Origin of the sequence: Neisseria sp. HMSC068C04, assembly GCF_001810105.1 — a bacterium.
Lineage (GTDB): Bacteria > Pseudomonadota > Gammaproteobacteria > Burkholderiales > Neisseriaceae > Neisseria > Neisseria flavescens_B.
This window is the reverse complement of sequence record NZ_KV799902.1, coordinates 66,327-82,804: the sequence shown is the minus strand read 5'-3', so window position 1 is coordinate 82,804 and position 16,478 is coordinate 66,327. Positions and strand designations below refer to the sequence as shown.

The 16,478-nt window shown below is 47.9% G+C and carries 12 protein-coding genes; 4 read left to right on the top strand and 8 right to left on the bottom strand.

Features of this window, described 5'->3' with window-relative positions; genetic code table 11:
* Nucleotides 1–37: 37 nt before the first annotated feature.
* From ispE to HMPREF2700_RS00915, 3 genes are read right to left on the bottom strand one after another with little or no spacing between them, the layout of a single operon-like run.
* Entirely contained in the window at nt 38–886 is an 849-nt protein-coding gene (ispE, locus tag HMPREF2700_RS00925; protein ID WP_070589301.1) for a 4-(cytidine 5'-diphospho)-2-C-methyl-D-erythritol kinase, read from the bottom strand.
* 8 nt (nt 887–894) lie between these two features.
* Entirely contained in the window at nt 895–1,479 is a 585-nt protein-coding gene (gene lolB / locus HMPREF2700_RS00920) for a lipoprotein insertase outer membrane protein LolB (RefSeq protein ID WP_070589293.1), read from the bottom strand.
* A gap of 56 nt (nt 1,480–1,535) precedes the next feature.
* The gene (locus tag HMPREF2700_RS00915; protein WP_070589291.1) at nt 1,536–3,398 is read right to left on the bottom strand and encodes a tetratricopeptide repeat protein; all 1,863 of its coding nucleotides are present in this window, start codon (nt 3,396–3,398) and stop codon (nt 1,536–1,538) included.
* Nucleotides 3,399–3,574: 176 nt separating this feature from the next.
* On the opposite strand from HMPREF2700_RS00915, the gene HMPREF2700_RS00910 reads away from it, so the two are divergent.
* Nucleotides 3,575–4,180 carry a CoA pyrophosphatase gene (locus tag HMPREF2700_RS00910; RefSeq protein ID WP_070589289.1) on the top strand — a complete coding sequence of 202 codons (606 nt, stop codon included), beginning with the start codon at nt 3,575–3,577 and terminating at the stop codon, nt 4,178–4,180.
* A 52-nt stretch (nt 4,181–4,232) separates the two neighbouring features.
* Here the strand turns inward: HMPREF2700_RS00910 and cysG are convergent, their stop codons facing one another.
* A complete protein-coding gene (gene cysG, locus HMPREF2700_RS00905; protein ID WP_070589287.1) occupies nt 4,233–5,630 on the bottom strand; it encodes a siroheme synthase CysG in 1,398 nt (465 codons plus the stop codon).
* A gap of 300 nt (nt 5,631–5,930) precedes the next feature.
* Between cysG and aroA the strand changes: the two genes are divergently transcribed.
* Both aroA and recA read left to right on the top strand, forming a co-directional pair.
* Nucleotides 5,931–7,223 (top strand): 3-phosphoshikimate 1-carboxyvinyltransferase, encoded by a 1,293-nt coding sequence (gene aroA / locus HMPREF2700_RS00900; protein ID WP_070589285.1) that lies wholly within the window; start codon nt 5,931–5,933, stop codon nt 7,221–7,223.
* A 147-nt stretch (nt 7,224–7,370) separates the two neighbouring features.
* A complete protein-coding gene (recA, locus tag HMPREF2700_RS00895) occupies nt 7,371–8,417 on the top strand; it encodes a recombinase RecA (RefSeq protein ID WP_063075842.1) in 1,047 nt (348 codons plus the stop codon).
* Nucleotides 8,418–8,513: 96 nt separating this feature from the next.
* Here recA and fghA read toward each other — a convergent pair whose 3' ends face one another.
* Nucleotides 8,514–9,362 (bottom strand): S-formylglutathione hydrolase, encoded by an 849-nt coding sequence (fghA, locus tag HMPREF2700_RS00890; protein ID WP_070589283.1) that lies wholly within the window; start codon nt 9,360–9,362, stop codon nt 8,514–8,516.
* A 496-nt stretch (nt 9,363–9,858) separates the two neighbouring features.
* Here fghA and HMPREF2700_RS00885 point away from each other — a divergent pair, with 496 nt between their 5' ends.
* Entirely contained in the window at nt 9,859–11,571 is a 1,713-nt protein-coding gene (locus HMPREF2700_RS00885; RefSeq protein ID WP_070589299.1) for a proline--tRNA ligase, read from the top strand.
* 65 nt (nt 11,572–11,636) lie between these two features.
* On the opposite strand, the gene pflA is transcribed toward HMPREF2700_RS00885, so the two are convergent.
* From pflA to HMPREF2700_RS00870, 3 genes are all read right to left on the bottom strand, one after another.
* Nucleotides 11,637–12,443, bottom strand: coding sequence for a pyruvate formate lyase 1-activating protein (gene pflA, locus HMPREF2700_RS00880; protein ID WP_070589282.1), 807 nt, complete (start codon nt 12,441–12,443; stop codon nt 11,637–11,639).
* Nucleotides 12,444–12,582: 139 nt separating this feature from the next.
* Nucleotides 12,583–14,868: a formate C-acetyltransferase gene (gene pflB / locus HMPREF2700_RS00875; protein WP_070589280.1), complete on the bottom strand. Its 2,286-nt coding sequence runs from the start codon at nt 14,866–14,868 to the stop codon at nt 12,583–12,585.
* 302 nt (nt 14,869–15,170) lie between these two features.
* Nucleotides 15,171–16,469, bottom strand: coding sequence for an adenylosuccinate synthase (locus HMPREF2700_RS00870; protein ID WP_070585699.1), 1,299 nt, complete (start codon nt 16,467–16,469; stop codon nt 15,171–15,173).
* Nucleotides 16,470–16,478: the final 9 nt, after the last annotated feature.

Genomic DNA, 16,478 nt, shown 5'->3' with positions numbered 1-16,478 from the left:
ATCCAGTGTCTTAACCGCTTGACGACTCCCCAACTTACTAAATCATATGAAACAGCGGATGGATATCTAATCCTTCCACACAATACGCTTCATATGATTGAGAAACCTGTTGGTAAATTGTATTTGCTTCTTGATGAGATGCACTTGCTATAAATAAACAAGCTCCAGAACCGGTCATTAATGTATAACCATATTGGGATAACTCAATATAAGCCTTCCAAACTTCAGGATATTCCTGAAACACAACCGCCTGCATATCATTTTGAAACGGTTGTAACGATTGGAAAGTCGGCATTATGCTGGGTTTGGAATCCCGTGTCAAGCCCTCATGTGCAAAAATTTTAGCTGTTGCCACATGAACAGGGGGCTTAACGATAACATACCATTGTTTAGGGACATCTATTTCAGCCAACTTGTCACCTACGCCTTTGGCAAAAGCACTTCTTCCAAAAATAAAAAAAGGAACATCCGCACCAAGACTTACACCTAAATCAATCAGTTGCTGCCTGCTCAAGCCGCATTGCCACCATTGGTTTAAAACCATTAAAACTGTGGCCGCATCAGAGCTGCCACCGCCCAATCCGCCTCCGGTCGGAATCACTTTATCCAACCAAATTTCAATGCCGTGCGGCACACTTGCATATGGCAGCAATAATTTAGCTGCCCGATAAGTCAAGTCCTGTTCTGGCTCAAGTCCTTCGACCGGCGTATGCAGAATAATCTGCCCATCAGTACGCATTTTCAGATGAACGGTATCGTATAAGCCGATCAAACAGAAAATACTTTCCAAATTATGATAACCATCGCTCCTGCGGCCGGTAATCCTCAAATCTAAATTTAATTTAGCCGGCGCAGGAAAGGCTTGGATTTCCACTGAAACAGACATGGCATCCTCTATTTGCGTGCTGCGCATCGGGTTTGTCCATTCTTATCCAAAGAGTGATTTACTGTATCGAACACCAAGCGGATATTAAACTTGGCATTCTCAAGTTGAAGCGTTTTGGGCTGCCCTGAACTATTTAAAGTGCGCGATATTGTCCAATCAAACTGCTCCAGACGGCCGTCAGGCAGGATTTTGTATGGCGCATTGGCAATGCGTTTACCATCTGCCCAAATATGCAGATATTGAACCGGCAAAGCAAAACCTAAAAGCTGCCTGCTCAATTCTTCAGCCGTTTCTGCCTGATAAACCTTACCCTTACTGTCTACTGCCAATACGCCTTCGCTGTCTTGACACAGTTGGCCTACGGTATTGCCCAACGGTGTATTCACATCAATGGTTTGAACCGCGTTCTGATAAGTCCAGTCGAAATTGGCATAAGAGCCTTTGCCTTCCACTTTGACAGCCAATCGACCATCCGCACTAAAATCCTGCACCTGCTCTGCTGCTTGCCAACTGTTTTGCTGAGGTAAGTTTGGCTGCGCACAGGCAGCCAAAAGCAATAAGGCTGTAACCGATGATAATTGTTTTAAATTCATGGATATTCCTTCATAGGCCGTCTGAAATCAAATGCTTTTCAGACTGCCTTTTGGTTTTATTTATGTTTTTGAGTATGCGGTTTACTGGACGTTATACCGAATTTGGACATTGTCTCTTTTAATACTCGGAGATTGCTTCCGCGCTTCAAGCCGTCATTCCAGATTTCTTTGGCCTTGTCTTGGTCTCCAAGCGTCCATAGGACTTCGCCCAAATGCGCGGCGACTTCGGCTTCAGGTTCTTTTTCATAGGCATATTGGATATATGGAAGCGCCATTTGCGCATCGCCTTTAAGATAATAAGCCCAGCCTACACTGTCATTAATTGCTGCGCTTTCCGGATCCATTTGATAGGCCGTCTGAACCATTTTAAACGCTTCCTCCAAATTCTTGCCGTTGGACAGCAAGGTATAGCCCAAAGCATTCCAACCGTGCGGATTATCCGGATACAGCTCTACCACACGGCGCAAATCGGCAATCGCCTTGCCTGGTTGATTCAGCTTCTCATACACCATCGAACGCTGATACAGCACATTGGCAAGCAACTCCGGAGAAACTTGGGTTTTCAAGGATTTTTCGGTGGAATTTACCAAGCTGTTCAAAGCGTTCAACGATTCTTGAAGATTGGTATTTTTAGACAATACAAACAAAGCCGTATTCAGCAAATCACTAGCTTCAAAATAACGTCCTCTTTGCTCGGGCATTTTTTGTGCACGTTGCACCAAAGCCCAAGCCTCTTTATGGTTGCCCTGTTTGGCTTCGATAGAAGCGGTCAAAATGGTTTTATCAAACGTATAAGCCGTTGCCGTTACCTTATCCAGCCATTGTTTGGCTTTGGCAAAATCCTCGGCATCATTATAAGAAACCGCGCCAATCAACGCCGCACGGCTGCGCTGCTCCTCCGTACCGGCTTTATAAGCCTTTTCCAGATAGCTGTTTACCGCAGAAATATTTTCTGTCTTACTGGCTGACAATAAGGCAGCCTGAATATACAAATCAGGGTTTGGGTTTTCTTCCAACAAAGTCTGCAAACGTTTGAATGCCTTATCATTTTGACCTTGAGCAATCAAATTGGCGATGTCCAACTCCTGCCAAATCGGAGATAAGGTTTTGGTGTCTGTCTCTTTGAAGAAGCCGTCCAGAATATCAGGATGCCGTTGCGCCATCAGTCGCAACGTAACAAAAGTCGGTGGCAGAATTTCGTTGTCCAATTTGGCCAATCGCTGCAATGCCGCAATGGCGTGTTTCTTTTGACCGTCTTTTGCACTAAAAATTGCATCCGCAATCGCCGCTTCTGGAAAGTCTTTATAATTCAGTGCCGTTTTATGCACCTGTTTGACTGCATCGCTGGTCAGATTTGGCTGCTGGGCTGCGGTTTGTGCCAAAAGCAGGAACACGCGCTTTTGCTCGTCTTCACTACCGCCGGCAATCACCTTATCTAATCCGCTCAAATTCTTATCGGCTTTGCCCAGCAGCAAATTGCGCAACCAAGTCATACGCTTTTGTGCTTCACCAGGCTCCGGCTCGATTTCGCGCCATTTTTGGTAAATGGCTTCAGCCTGTTCAAAGGCATTTAAAGAAACCGCCATCTCCAAAGCGCGTTCGGCAACTTCGGGAGATTTGGTGCGATGCAACGTCAAAATATAAGTAAACAAAGCAGAAGCCGCATCGCCCTTTTGCAGGGCCAGTTCTGAATTTAACAAAGTGAAAACCTGCGAGGTGCGGTTTTGTATACCCAACAGACGTATCCGCTCCTGCTCGCGCTCTTCGGGAGAAAAATGGTCGGCACGGCTTTTCTTTTTAATAATCTTAGCCGATTCAAAAACTGTATTTGAATCGCCTGGCGCGGCAAAAGTTTGTGTAGTAAACAACATCATGACAGCCGCAGCTGCTACTCGAATACGGGATGGGGAAAACAACATAACTATCCTTTTTGAGAACCTGCCGACATTTTCAGACGGCCTAAGCACTTGCAAAACAGACGCAAAGCTTTATTTATCATTTAGGCATAACTGTAACACACGCACCCTATTTTGTTGACACGGTAACCGTAAACCTTGTGTAATCTTCATCTGCATAAAACCAATCAACATCAAAAATGAATACCGACCACCTTATCCACTTCCTAACTCAAGCTTCACGCTTCAGCAGCCGTATGCAAGCAGAGCGCAATCAATTAGTTACCGCCCAAACGGTCAAAGAAGCAGCCGTTTTGGTCGGCATTATCTTGCATGAAGGTGCGTGGCAAATCTTAATGACCAAAAGGGCCGAGACCTTAAGGCAGCACACCGGACAAATCGCCTTTGCCGGCGGCCGCAAAGATGCCCAAGACGACGGCCTAACGGCAACGGCGTTAAGAGAAGCTTATGAAGAAACCGCCATTCCGATTGCCGCATGGCAGACTTTTGCGCCGCTACCCTTTTATGACACGCCTTCCGGCTACCGTGTTACGCCTGTTCCGGCAGTTTGCGTCCAGCCCGTCAAGCCCAAAGCCAACCCCGACGAAGTAGTAGAAATTTTTTATCTGCCGTTGGACTTCGCCTTAAACCTGCAAAACTACACATTCCGCCAGCTTCATCACAACAATCAAACCCTCGCCCTCCCCGCCCTGCCTTTCCGACACTATGACATCTGGGGACTGACAGCAATCATCCTATATGGACTGGCAGAACGTTATCAGCAATATTGCCAAGCTTTTAAATAAGGCAAAGCCGTCTGAAACCAATATTCAGACGGCCTGATTTAATCCATTCTCTTTACGCGGCTTCTTCGAAATATTCGACACCTTCTCCGAACCATTTCATCTCATTGCGCAGGGCAACCACTTCGCCAATCACCATTAAAGCCGGACGCTCTGCTTCGGCAGCCAGCAAGCCCAAATCTTTCAGACGGCCTGTCCGCACTGTTTGATGCGGTAAAGTCCCATTGGAAATCACGGCGACAGGTGTAGAAGGCTGCCTGCCATAAGCCATCAGCTTTTCCGCAATCTCAGCCGCTTTAAGCGTGCCCATATAGATTACCAGCGTTTGACGGCTTAAAGCCAAAGTCTGCCAATCGGGCTGATTGCCCTCGTGTTTGCTGTGGCCGGTTACAAATAAAGCACTTTGGGCGCAATCGCGATGGGTTAACGGAATACCGGCATAAGCAGTGGTACCAAGCGCAGCAGTAATGCCCGGCACAATGCGGTAGGAAATCCCGGCCTGATGCAGGGTTTGCACTTCCTCCCCGCCGCGCCCGAACACAAAAGGATCGCCGCCTTTCAGCCTTACCACGCGTTCGCCTTTTTGAGCGTGTTCAACCAATAGACGGTTGGTTTCTTCTTGCTGAACATGGTGCGCACCGGCGCGTTTGCCCACGCTGATTTTCACCGCATCTTTGCGTACCATCGCCAAAATCTCATCCGACACCAAAGCATCGTAAAACACCGTATCCGCAGCCTGTATCGCCTGCAAAGCATGTATGGTCAGCAAGCCCGGATCGCCCGGCCCTGCGCCCACCAAAACCACTTCGCCGCCAAACGGCGTTTCCCGATTCAACTGCGTTATCAATTCACGCTCTGCCGCTTCGATATTGTTTTGAGCCGCAAAAATACTGAAACGGCTGTCGAACAACTTTTCCCAAAAATAACGACGGCGTTCGACATGATGAATAGTCTGTTTAACCTTTTCGCGCCATTTTCCGGCAATACGCGCCATCGTGCCCGTATGCAACGGAATCAATGTCTCAATAATCTGCCGCCATTTCCGCGCCAATACAGGCGCATTACCGCCACTGGATATGGCTATCTTCAACGACCCCCTATCCACCACGGCAGGCACGATAAACGAACACAAATCCGCCGTATCCACCGTATTGCACAATTTCGCCCGTCGCTCCGCCGCTTCAAAAATACGGCGGTTAAACCCATCATCATCCGTCGCCGCAATAACGAAATATACCTCGTCCAACATGGCTTCTTCAAACAAGCCGCCCAGCCAAACTATTTTCCCTTCGTCCGCCCATTGCTGAAATTGCGGATTCAAAGTTTTCGCAACAACGCGCACGCACGCTCCGGCAGACAACAGACTTTCCGCCTTGCGCTCGGCAACCTTGCCCGCACCTGCCAGTAAAACAGGACGGTTTCTCAAATCGGCAAACAAAGGATAATGGCTCATGGTCGTGCTCTTGCTTTATCAATGATTGTCCGCCGATATTAAAGGCCGTCTGAAAAAATAGGAAAGAATGGTTTCTGATTTTCTTATGGTGTTTGGTTATATACCTGCCATAACAAAATAAGTTATAGCGGCAAACACAAAACAGAAGCAGAAAATTTCAAAATAAACGATTGGAAGATAGTGTACCTATATAAAAATTCATTTTTTCACAAATAAATTGCGCCCTCTTCATTTTTCAGACGGCCTTTGCCTGCGTATAATATCGGTCTAATTTACAATTCAAACGAGCTTAGTCCAGCCATGACCGAATCCATCCGCCTGCCCGCTTCTACACTCAAGCCTTCCACCGTTGCCCTGCCCGGTTCCAAAAGCATCAGCAACCGCACGCTGCTCTTGGCCGCACTCTCCGACAACGTTTGCGAAATCCATTCTTTGCTCAAATCCGACGATACCGACCGGATGCTTGAAGCACTCGACAAACTCGGCGTACACATTGAATCTTTAGCTGAAGGCCGTCTGAAAGTTCACGGCACTGGCGGCCACTTTCCTAACCCAACCGCCGATTTGTTTTTAGGCAACGCCGGTACGGCATTCCGCCCCTTGACTGCCGCGCTTGCCGTTTTGGGTGGCGACTATCATCTGCATGGCGTGCCGCGTATGCACGAACGCCCCATCGGCGATTTAGTGGACGCGTTGCGCATTGCCGGCGCAGACGTACAATATTTGGGCAATGAAAACTATCCTCCGCTTCAGATCGGCAAACACCAAGACAACGGCAAGCGCGTTATTCCGATTAAAGGCAATGTATCCAGCCAATTCCTAACCGCCCTGCTGATGGCTTTACCCTTGACCGGACAAGCATTTGAAATCCACATGGTAGGCGAGTTGATTTCCAAACCTTATATCGATATCACGCTCAAACTGATGGCGCAGTTTGGTGTGGACATCATCAATGAAGACTACCGTGTATTTAAAATCCCGGCCGGTGCCAAATATCATGCGCCCGAACATTTATATGTAGAAGGCGATGCCTCCAGCGCGTCTTATTTCTTGGGCGCAGGCCTGATTGCGGGTACACCCATCCGCGTGACCGGCATCGGCGCACACAGCATCCAAGGCGATGTTGCCTTTGCGCGTGAATTAGAGAAAATCGGCGCAGATGTTATTTGGGGCGAAAATTTTGTTGAGATTTCCCGCCCTGCCGAGCGCAAGATTCAGGCTTTTGATTTGGATGCCAACCATATTCCAGACGCGGCCATGACCTTGGCCATTGTTGCACTGGCCACCAAACAGCCCTGCACCCTGCGTAATATCGGCTCATGGCGCGTCAAAGAAACCGACCGTATCGCCGCCATGGCAACCGAACTGCGCAAACTGGGTGCAGAAGTCGTTGAAGAAGCCGAAGCTATTCATATTACGCCTCCCGAAACACTTACTCCTGATGCCGTCATCGATACTTACGACGACCACCGCATGGCCATGTGTTTCTCGCTGGCTTCGCTTTTGGGCGTCCCCGTCATCATCAACGACCCAAAATGTACGCATAAAACTTTCCCCGGCTATTTCCAAGTTTTTGCATCATTGACCAACTGATTGATTATTCAACGTTTCAGACGGCCTGTTGCATACAAAAAACACAGGCCGTCTGAAAAATAAAAATAAAACTATACTTTTTCTTAATTTATGCGATAATAGCTAAATAAATTCTTAGCGATTCATATTTCCTTTCGGAGAGAAAACATGTCAGACGAAAAAAGCAAAGCCTTAGCCGCCGCCCTTGCCCAAATCGAAAAGAACTTCGGCAAAGGCTCCATCATGAAAATGGACGGCAGCCAACAGGAAGAAAACCTTGATGTTATTTCCACCGGCTCCCTCGGCGTGGACTTGGCACTCGGCGTCGGCGGTCTGCCCCGCGGCCGCGTGGTTGAAATTTTCGGCCCGGAATCCTCCGGTAAAACCACACTCTGTCTCGAAGCCATTGCCCAATGCCAAAAAAATGGCGGCATCTGCGCATTCATCGATGCCGAGCATGCTTTTGACCCGATTTACGCCCGCAAACTCGGCGTAAAAGTCGAAGAACTCTATCTCTCCCAACCGGATACCGGCGAACAGGCATTGGAAATCTGCGATACATTGGTACGCTCAGGCGGTATCGATATGGTCGTTGTCGACTCCGTAGCAGCACTTGTGCCTAAAGCCGAGATCGAAGGCGAAATGGGCGACAGCCACGTCGGCCTGCAAGCCCGCCTGATGAGCCAAGCCCTGCGCAAACTGACCGGCCACATCAAACGCACCAATACATTGGTTGTTTTCATTAACCAAATCCGTATGAAAATCGGCGTGATGTTCGGCAGCCCTGAAACCACGACCGGCGGTAACGCGCTCAAATTCTATGCCTCCGTCCGCCTCGACATCCGCCGTACCGGTCAGATTAAAAAAGGCGATGACGTTATTGGTAACGAAACCAAAGTCAAAGTCATCAAAAACAAAGTTGCACCTCCATTCCGTCAAGCCGAATTTGATATTCTTTACGGCGAAGGCATCAGCTGGGAAGGCGAATTGATCGACTTGGGCGTCAAACATGACATCGTTGAAAAATCCGGTGCATGGTACAGCTACAACGGCGCAAAAATCGGCCAAGGTAAAGACAATGTACGCGTTTGGCTGAAAGAAAATCCTGATATCGCCAACGAAATTGATGCCAAAATCCGTGCGGCAGTCGGTATCAATATGGATATTACAGAAGGCAAATTAGACGATACCGACGGCGAACGTCCTGAGGAATAAGTCTGTTTGAAATTAAAGGTTAAAAAAAGACCAAATAAAGGCCGTCTGAAATCCAACTATTACTCGGATTTCAGACGGCCTTTTATTCAATGCTGCTTAAAGACCTAATGCCTGAGCGTGAAACTCAATATGCGAATCGATAAAGCTGGCAATAAAGAAATAGTCATGCCCATAGCCCGGGCGTACTTTATATTGGATATTGAAACCTTTTTTGCGTGCTGAGCGGACAAACGCTTCCGGTTGCAGGACTTCAGGATACAAAGCATCTTCACTGCCGACATCAATCAAAACAGGCAATTTATGCGAGGCCGTCTGAAGCAGCTCGGTACTATCATAGCGTTTCCATGTTTCCACGTTTTGCCCCAAATAAGCTGAAAATGCCTGCCTGCCACCTTCCGTATCAATAGGATGACATAAGGGCGCAAAAGCGGAAACCGCAGCATATCGGCCGGGATGCTTCAAAGCCAACTGCAGCGCGCCATGCCCGCCCATGCTGAAACCTGCAATGCTGCGCTCTTTCGTTACCGGGAAATTATGCTCGATCAAATCAGGCAATTCTTGGCTGATATAGTTTTCCATTTGATAATGCTGAGCCCAAGGTGCTTCAGTTGCGTTAACATAAAATCCGGCACCCTGTCCAAGATAATGTTCCTCACTGTCGGCAACGTGCTGACCGCGTGGCGAGGTATCCGGAAAAACCACAATAATATTCCATTGCGCCGCAAAACGCTGGATTCCGCTTTGCCGAACCAATTCAAAACCATCACTATTTAAGCCGGAAAGAAAATATAAAACAGGCGCAGGATAGCCTTTTAAGACTTGTGGCGGCAGATAGGCATCAAATACCATATCCGTCCGGCAGGTTTGAGAAAAATGATGGTAGCGTTCCTGATACCCGTTAAACATCTTTCTACGTTCCAGCAAATGCAATTCTGAATTTTTCATTTTATTCCTTGTAAGGAAACAGCAATAAGCAGAATGTTAGCGCAAAACCTGTCCATCGTGTTGTTGCCCCATCTTTTTAAGGCAACCAAATCTGCTTTAAACAAGGCTTGCCAATCATGCGAAATCATTACGCCGACGGCATTTAAAATCTATACACAATCTCTGTGGATAAATCTGTTGATAAGCTTTGGGTAATCGTAAAATTTTCTTTAGGAACAAACCAAGTCTTAAATTGACTAAAATTTAATCAAATAAAACTCAATAAAATCAAATAGTTATATTTATAAGATTTTACTATAATCATACAGTGAAAATTTATAGGTAAAACAAGGTTATGCGGCTTTGTGCATAAATTAGGGTTGACATCCCTAAAAATCGCCCCGAATCAAAAGCTCTGTGAAACAACGGCCGATTTCATCAGATGCCATTCAAAAGACGCGCGGCCACACATTTTGCGTTACAATACGCACTTATTTTTAAGAAAGAAAAATACGCCATGAAAGCCTCCCAGTTCTTCATTTCTACCCTTAAAGAAGCCCCTGCCGAAGCCGCACTTGCCAGCCACAAGCTGATGATTCGTGCCGGCTTGATCAAAGCTAACGCATCCGGTCTTTATACTTGGATGCCGATGGGTCTGCGCGTATTGCGCAAAGTTGAAAATATCGTGCGCGAAGAAATGGCCCGCGCGGGTAGCGTGGAGCTGCTGATGCCGGTGGTACAACCTGCCGAACTGTGGCAAGAATCCGGCCGCTGGGAGTTTTACGGTAAAGAACTGCTGCGCCTAAAAGACCGTCATGACCGCGATTTCTGCATGGGTCCGACTTGTGAAGAAGTGATTGCCGACATCGTACGCAAAGAAATCAATAGCTACAAACAACTGCCGAAAAACTTTTACCACATCCAAACCAAATTCCGTGATGAAGTGCGTCCGCGCTTTGGTGTGATGCGTGCGCGCGAGTTCGTCATGAAAGACGCTTATTCCTTCCATGCCGACTATGCCTCACTTCAGACGACCTATCAAGATATGTACGACGCTTACTGCCGTATCTTCACCCGTTTAGGTTTGGAATTCCGTCCTGTTGCTGCGGATACCGGCAGCATCGGCGGTACCGGCTCTCACGAATTCCAAGTATTGGCTGAAAGCGGCGAAGATGTTATTGCATATAGCGACACTTCCGATTACGCCGCCAATATCGAATTGGCACCGACTTTGCCGCTTAAAGGCGAACGCGCAGCTGCTCAGGCCGAGTTGAACAAAGTACATACGCCAAATGTCAAAACCATTGAGTCTTTGGTTGAATTCCTCAATATTCCAGTTGAACAAACCCTCAAATCCATCGTGGTTGAAGGCGAAAACGAAGGCGAACTCGTCCTGCTGCTGTTGCGCGGCGACCATGAGTTTAACGACATCAAGGCAGAAAAACTGACCGGCGTGAAATCGCCACTGACCATGGCAAGCCCTGCCGCAATTGTTGAACAGTTCGGCGCAAACGGCGGCTCTCTCGGTCCTGTCAACTTCAAAGGTAAAGTCTATGCCGATTTCGCCACCGAAAAAGGCGCAGACTGGGTTATCGGCGCGAACGAAGACGACTACCACTATACCGGCTTCAACTTCGGCCGCGATGCCGCCGAGCCTGAATTTGTCGATTTGCGTAATGTCATCGAAGGCGACATCAGCCCCGACGAACAAGGCCGTCTGAAACTGGCGCGCGGTATTGAAGTCGGCCACGTTTTCCAATTACGCGACAAATATACCCAAGCCATGAATGTCAGCTTCTTGGACAATAACGGCAAATCCCAAATCATGGAAATGGGCTGCTACGGTATCGGTATTACCCGCGTTGTTGCTGCTGCTATCGAGCAAAACAACGACGAAAAAGGCATTGTTTGGACCAAAGCAATGGCGCCGTTTGAAGTCGTTATCGTGCCGATGAACTACAAAAAATCTGAAACCGTACGCGAAGCCGCTGACAAAATCTATGCCGAGCTTTTGGCTGCCGGTGCGGATGTATTGTTGGATGACCGCGACGAACGTGCGGGCGTATTGCTGAATGACTCCGAGCTGTTGGGTATTCCTCACCGCATCGTAATCGGCGATCGCGCCTTAAAAGAAGGCAATGTCGAATATGCCGAGCGCCGTGACAATCAGGCTCAAGCCGTTGCAGTATCAGAAGTTGTCGCCAAGGTTTTGGCCGCATTGAACGCTTAAGTCTTTTTCAATCATGAAAAGGCCGTCTGAAACTGATTATTTCGTTTCAGACGGCCTTTTTTGTTTTAATAAATAATGTTTTTTCCGTAACTCTCTAATATTTCTTTGATTTTCAAAATGGTTTCTTTAGGCGGCGGATGTACGCCTTTTAATTTGTATTCGTCGCCGCACAAAGCCCATTTGTGTGCGCCCAATTCGTGATACGGCAAAAGCTCAACCATTTCGACATTCTCCATATCACCGATAAACTCGCCCAATAAATGCGCTGAACGCTCATCATCGGTGTAGCCTGGAACAACCACATAACGAATCCGTGTCGGCTGATTGCGTTCGGCAAGATAGCGCGCGAATTTCAGCGTTTTGGTATTTGGGATACCAACAAGCACTTTATGGATTTCAGGATCGATTTGTTTTAAGTCGAGCATGACCAAATTGGTATGATCGAGCAAATCATCCAAAATAGAGTCATAGTGCAAAGCATAGCCATTGCTGTCGAGACAGGTATGGATATCGTGTTCCCGACAGGCCGTAAACCAATCGCGTACAAACTCATATTGCAATAACGGCTCGCCGCCTGTTGCCGTTACGCCTCCGCCTGTCGCACGCAGATAATGACGATAGGTCATAACCTGCTTCATCACGGTTGCTACATCCAATTCCTGCGCCTGCTCGGTATGGAGATCCCATGTGTCGCGATTATGGCAATACAGGCAGCGCATCAGGCAACCTTGCAAAAAGAGCACGTAGCGCAAGCCCGGACCATCGACAGCACCGCAAGATTCAATCGAATGAATAATGCCTTTGCCGTTATAGTGACGGTGGCCAAGGTCTTTCAGTTCCGGCTCGGGGGTAATGGCAAAAGTCGTGGACATAGTGTTCGGCTCAAAAATATTTTTGCTTATATGGATTGTACGATAATAAAGGCCGTCTGAACATTTCAGACGGCCTTGGAGCTTTGTTTCAAAACAAACCAAATGCAAATTTAGCTTCTGGTTTGTTTCCCCACTCGGATTACATGGTTTCTGTAAACGTACGGGTAATCACGTCAAGCTGTTGTTCGCGGGTCAGCGAGTTAAAGCGAACCGCATAACCGGACACACGAATGGTCAACTGCGGATATTTCTCCGGATGGTGCATCGCATCTTCCAAAGTCTCGCGATTCAATACGTTGACGTTCAAGTGTTGACCGCCTTCCAAAATACCGTCTTCATGGTGGAAATAACCGTCCATCAAACCGGCAAGGTTGCGTTCGCGAGAATGCTCGTCTTTACCCAACGCGCCAGGAATAATGGAGAAGGTATAGGAAATACCGTCTTTGGCAAACTCAAATGGCAGTTTGGCTACGGAAGTCAATGAAGCGACTGCACCGTTAACGTCACGGCCGTGCATTGGGTTTGCACCCGGACCAAACGGAGCGCCTGCACGGCGGCCGTCTGGAGTATTACCGGTTTTCTTACCGTAAACAACGTTGGAAGTAATGGTCAGTACGGACTGAGTCGGAGTGGCGTTGCGGTAAGTTTTGTGGGTTGCCACTTTTTTCATGAAGCGTTCAACCAAATCGCAGGCGATCTCGTCAACGCGGTCGTCGTTGTTACCAAATTGTGGGTATTCGCCTTCGATTTCAAAGTCAACAGCAATGCCGTTTTCGTCACGAATCGGTTTTACTTTGGCGTATTTAATGGCAGACAGCGAGTCGGCAGCCACAGACAGACCGGCAATACCGCAAGCCATCGTACGGATCACATCACGGTCATGCAATGCCATCAATGCAGCTTCGTAGCTGTATTTGTCGTGCATGTAGTGAATGATGTTCAACGCGGTAACGTATTGGGTTGCTAACCAATCCATGAATTTGTCCATGCGCGCAAAGACAGTGTCGTAGTCCAAGACTTCGTCCATAATCGGTTCGGTTTTCGGACCAACTTGTTCTTTAGATTTCTCGTCCACACCGCCGTTGATTGCGTACAGCAGGGTTTTTGCCAAGTTGGCACGGGCGCCGAAGAACTGCATTTGTTTGCCGACAATCATCGGGCTCACGCAGCAGGCAATAGCATAATCATCGCTATTGAAATCAGGACGCATCAAGTCGTCGTTTTCGTATTGGATAGACGAAGTGTCGATGGATACTTTGGCGCAGTACTCTTTAAAGCCTTGTGGCAGTTGTTCAGACCACAATACGGTGATGTTCGGCTCAGGAGACGGACCCATGTTGTACAGAGTGTGCAACACGCGGAAGTTGGTGCGTGTTACCAAGGTACGGCCGTCCAAGCCCATACCGCCGATAGATTCGGTTGCCCAAATCGGGTCGCCTGAGAAGAGTTGATCGTATTCCGGAGTACGCAGGAAACGGACCATACGCAGTTTCATCACTAAGTGGTCAATGAATTCTTGCGCTTGGGTTTCAGTAATCACACCATTTTTCAGGTCGCGTTCGATGTAGATATCCAAGAATGAAGATACACGGCCGAAGGACATTGCTGCACCGTTTTGAGATTTAACGGCAGCGAGGTAGGCAAAATAAGTCCATTGAATGGCTTCTTGTGCATTTTTTGCAGGGCCGGAAATATCGTAGCCGTAAGAAGCCGCCATTTCTTTCATTTGGCCCAATGCTTTGTATTGCTCATTGATTTCTTCGCGGCGACGGATCACTTCTTCCAAGTCCACACCATTTTCCAAATCGGCTTGCAGTGAATTGAACTGGTTAAGTTTGTCTTTCATCAAGAAGTCGATACCGTACAATGCAACACGACGATAGTCACCGATAATACGGCCACGGCCATAAGCATCCGGCAGACCGGTAATCACGCCTGATTTACGGCAACGGCGGATATCGGGAGTGTAAACGTCAAACACGCCTTGGTTATGGGTTTTGCGGTATTTGGTGAAGATTTCGCTGACTTCGGGGTTCAACTCGACGTTGTACACTTTGCACGCGTCTTGCACCATTTTCAAACCGCCAAACGGCATGATTGAGCGTTTCAGAGGCTCGTCTGTTTGCAGACCGACGATGGTTTCCAAATCTTTATTGATATAGCCCGGTGCATGGCTGGTAATGCCGGACACGACTTGCGCGTCGATTTTGTAGGGTTCGTGCGTGCGGTTTTCGACTTTGATGCCTTCCATCACTTCCGCCCACAGTTTGGTTGTGGCTTCGGTTGCAGGTGCCAAGAAAGAGGCATCACCTTCATAAGGCGTGTAGTTTTTCTGAATAAAATCGCGAACATCTACGTTGGTTTCCCAGTTGCCACCAGTAAAACCTTCCCAAGCGGCTGGACGTTGCTGAACATCATTTGACATATCAAGCTCCTAATTTTACTGAAAATATAGACCGTAAATTTTCTGAAAGGATAGCACTAATACCCTTCCATTTACAGGATTTTCCTTGAAATAAAATTACAGACTAACCTTTTCTTGACTTACATCAATGAGAATAATTGTTACTTGGCACTACATCTCTGTTTCCAAACACTCGCGTTAAAAAACGGCGTAAAATACAAAATTCAGCCCTAAAGACAGACATCCTTCAGGGCTGAATGTTTATTGCATTTATATAAAAGGCCGTCTGAAACATTCAGACGGCCTTTTATTCACTTAATCAATTAAGCAAACGGATGATGCAAAACGATGGTTTCTTCGCGGTCAGGACCGGTTGAAACAATGGCCACAGGCGCACCGCACACTTCTTCGATACGCTTCAGATAAGCTTTAGCGTTTTCAGGCAGCTTGTCGTACTCTTTCACGCCGAAAGTCGACTCGCTCCAACCCGGCATGGTTTCGTAAATCGGTTTGCAGGTTTCTACCGCATCAGAGCCGCAAGGCAGAATGTCGGTTTTGCTGCCATCAGGCAATTCATAACCTACACAGATATTGATGTTCTCAATACCGTCCATCACGTCCAGCTTGGTAATGCACATGCCGGAAATGCCGTTAACTTGAATAGAGCGTTTCAGAGCAGCTGCGTCAAACCAGCCACAACGACGCGCACGACCGGTTACAGAACCGAACTCATGGCCGCGCTCAGCCAAACCTGCGCCCACTTCGTCAAACAATTCAGTCGGGAATGGACCGGAACCCACGCGGGTGGTATAAGCTTTAACGATACCCAAAACGTAATCCAGCATTTGCGGACCTACGCCTGCACCGGCAGAAGCGGCACCTGCCAAGCAGTTGGAGGAAGTTACAAACGGATAAGTACCGTAGTCGATGTCCAGCAACGTACCTTGCGCGCCTTCAAACAACAGGCTTTCGCCTTTGCGGTTTTTCTCGTTCAAAACACGGGAAACATCGGTAATCATCGGCGTAATGCGCGGTGCAACTTTTTCAATGACCGCCATCACGTCTTCAACTTTTACCGGCTCGGCATTGTGCAGGTGTTGCAACTGAACGTTGTAATAAGCCAAAACAGCTTCCAGTTTTTCAACCAGTTTTTCAGGGTGCAACAAGTCCACCACGCGAATCGCGCGACGGGCAACTTTATCTTCATAGGCTGGGCCAATGCCGCGACCGGTTGTACCAATTTTGCTTTTACCGCGGGAAGCTTCGCGTGCTTGGTCAAGCGCAATGTGATAAGGCAGAATCAATGGGCAGGTCGGCGCAATTTTCAGACGGCCTTCAACGTTTTTCACACCGGCAGCGTTCAATTCATCGATTTCACCCAACAATGCTTCAGGAGAAACGACAACACCTGAGCCGATGAAGCAGTCCAAAGTCTCATGCAAAATGCCGCTTGGAATCAGGCGCAAAATGGTTTTTTTGCCACCAACGACCAAAGTATGGCCGGCATTGTGGCCGCCTTGGAAACGTACTACACCGCTGGTTTCTTCCGCCAGCCAGTCAACAATCTTACCTTTGCCTTCATCACCCCATTGGGCACCGATTACGACAACATTTTTAGCCATAGCCATCTA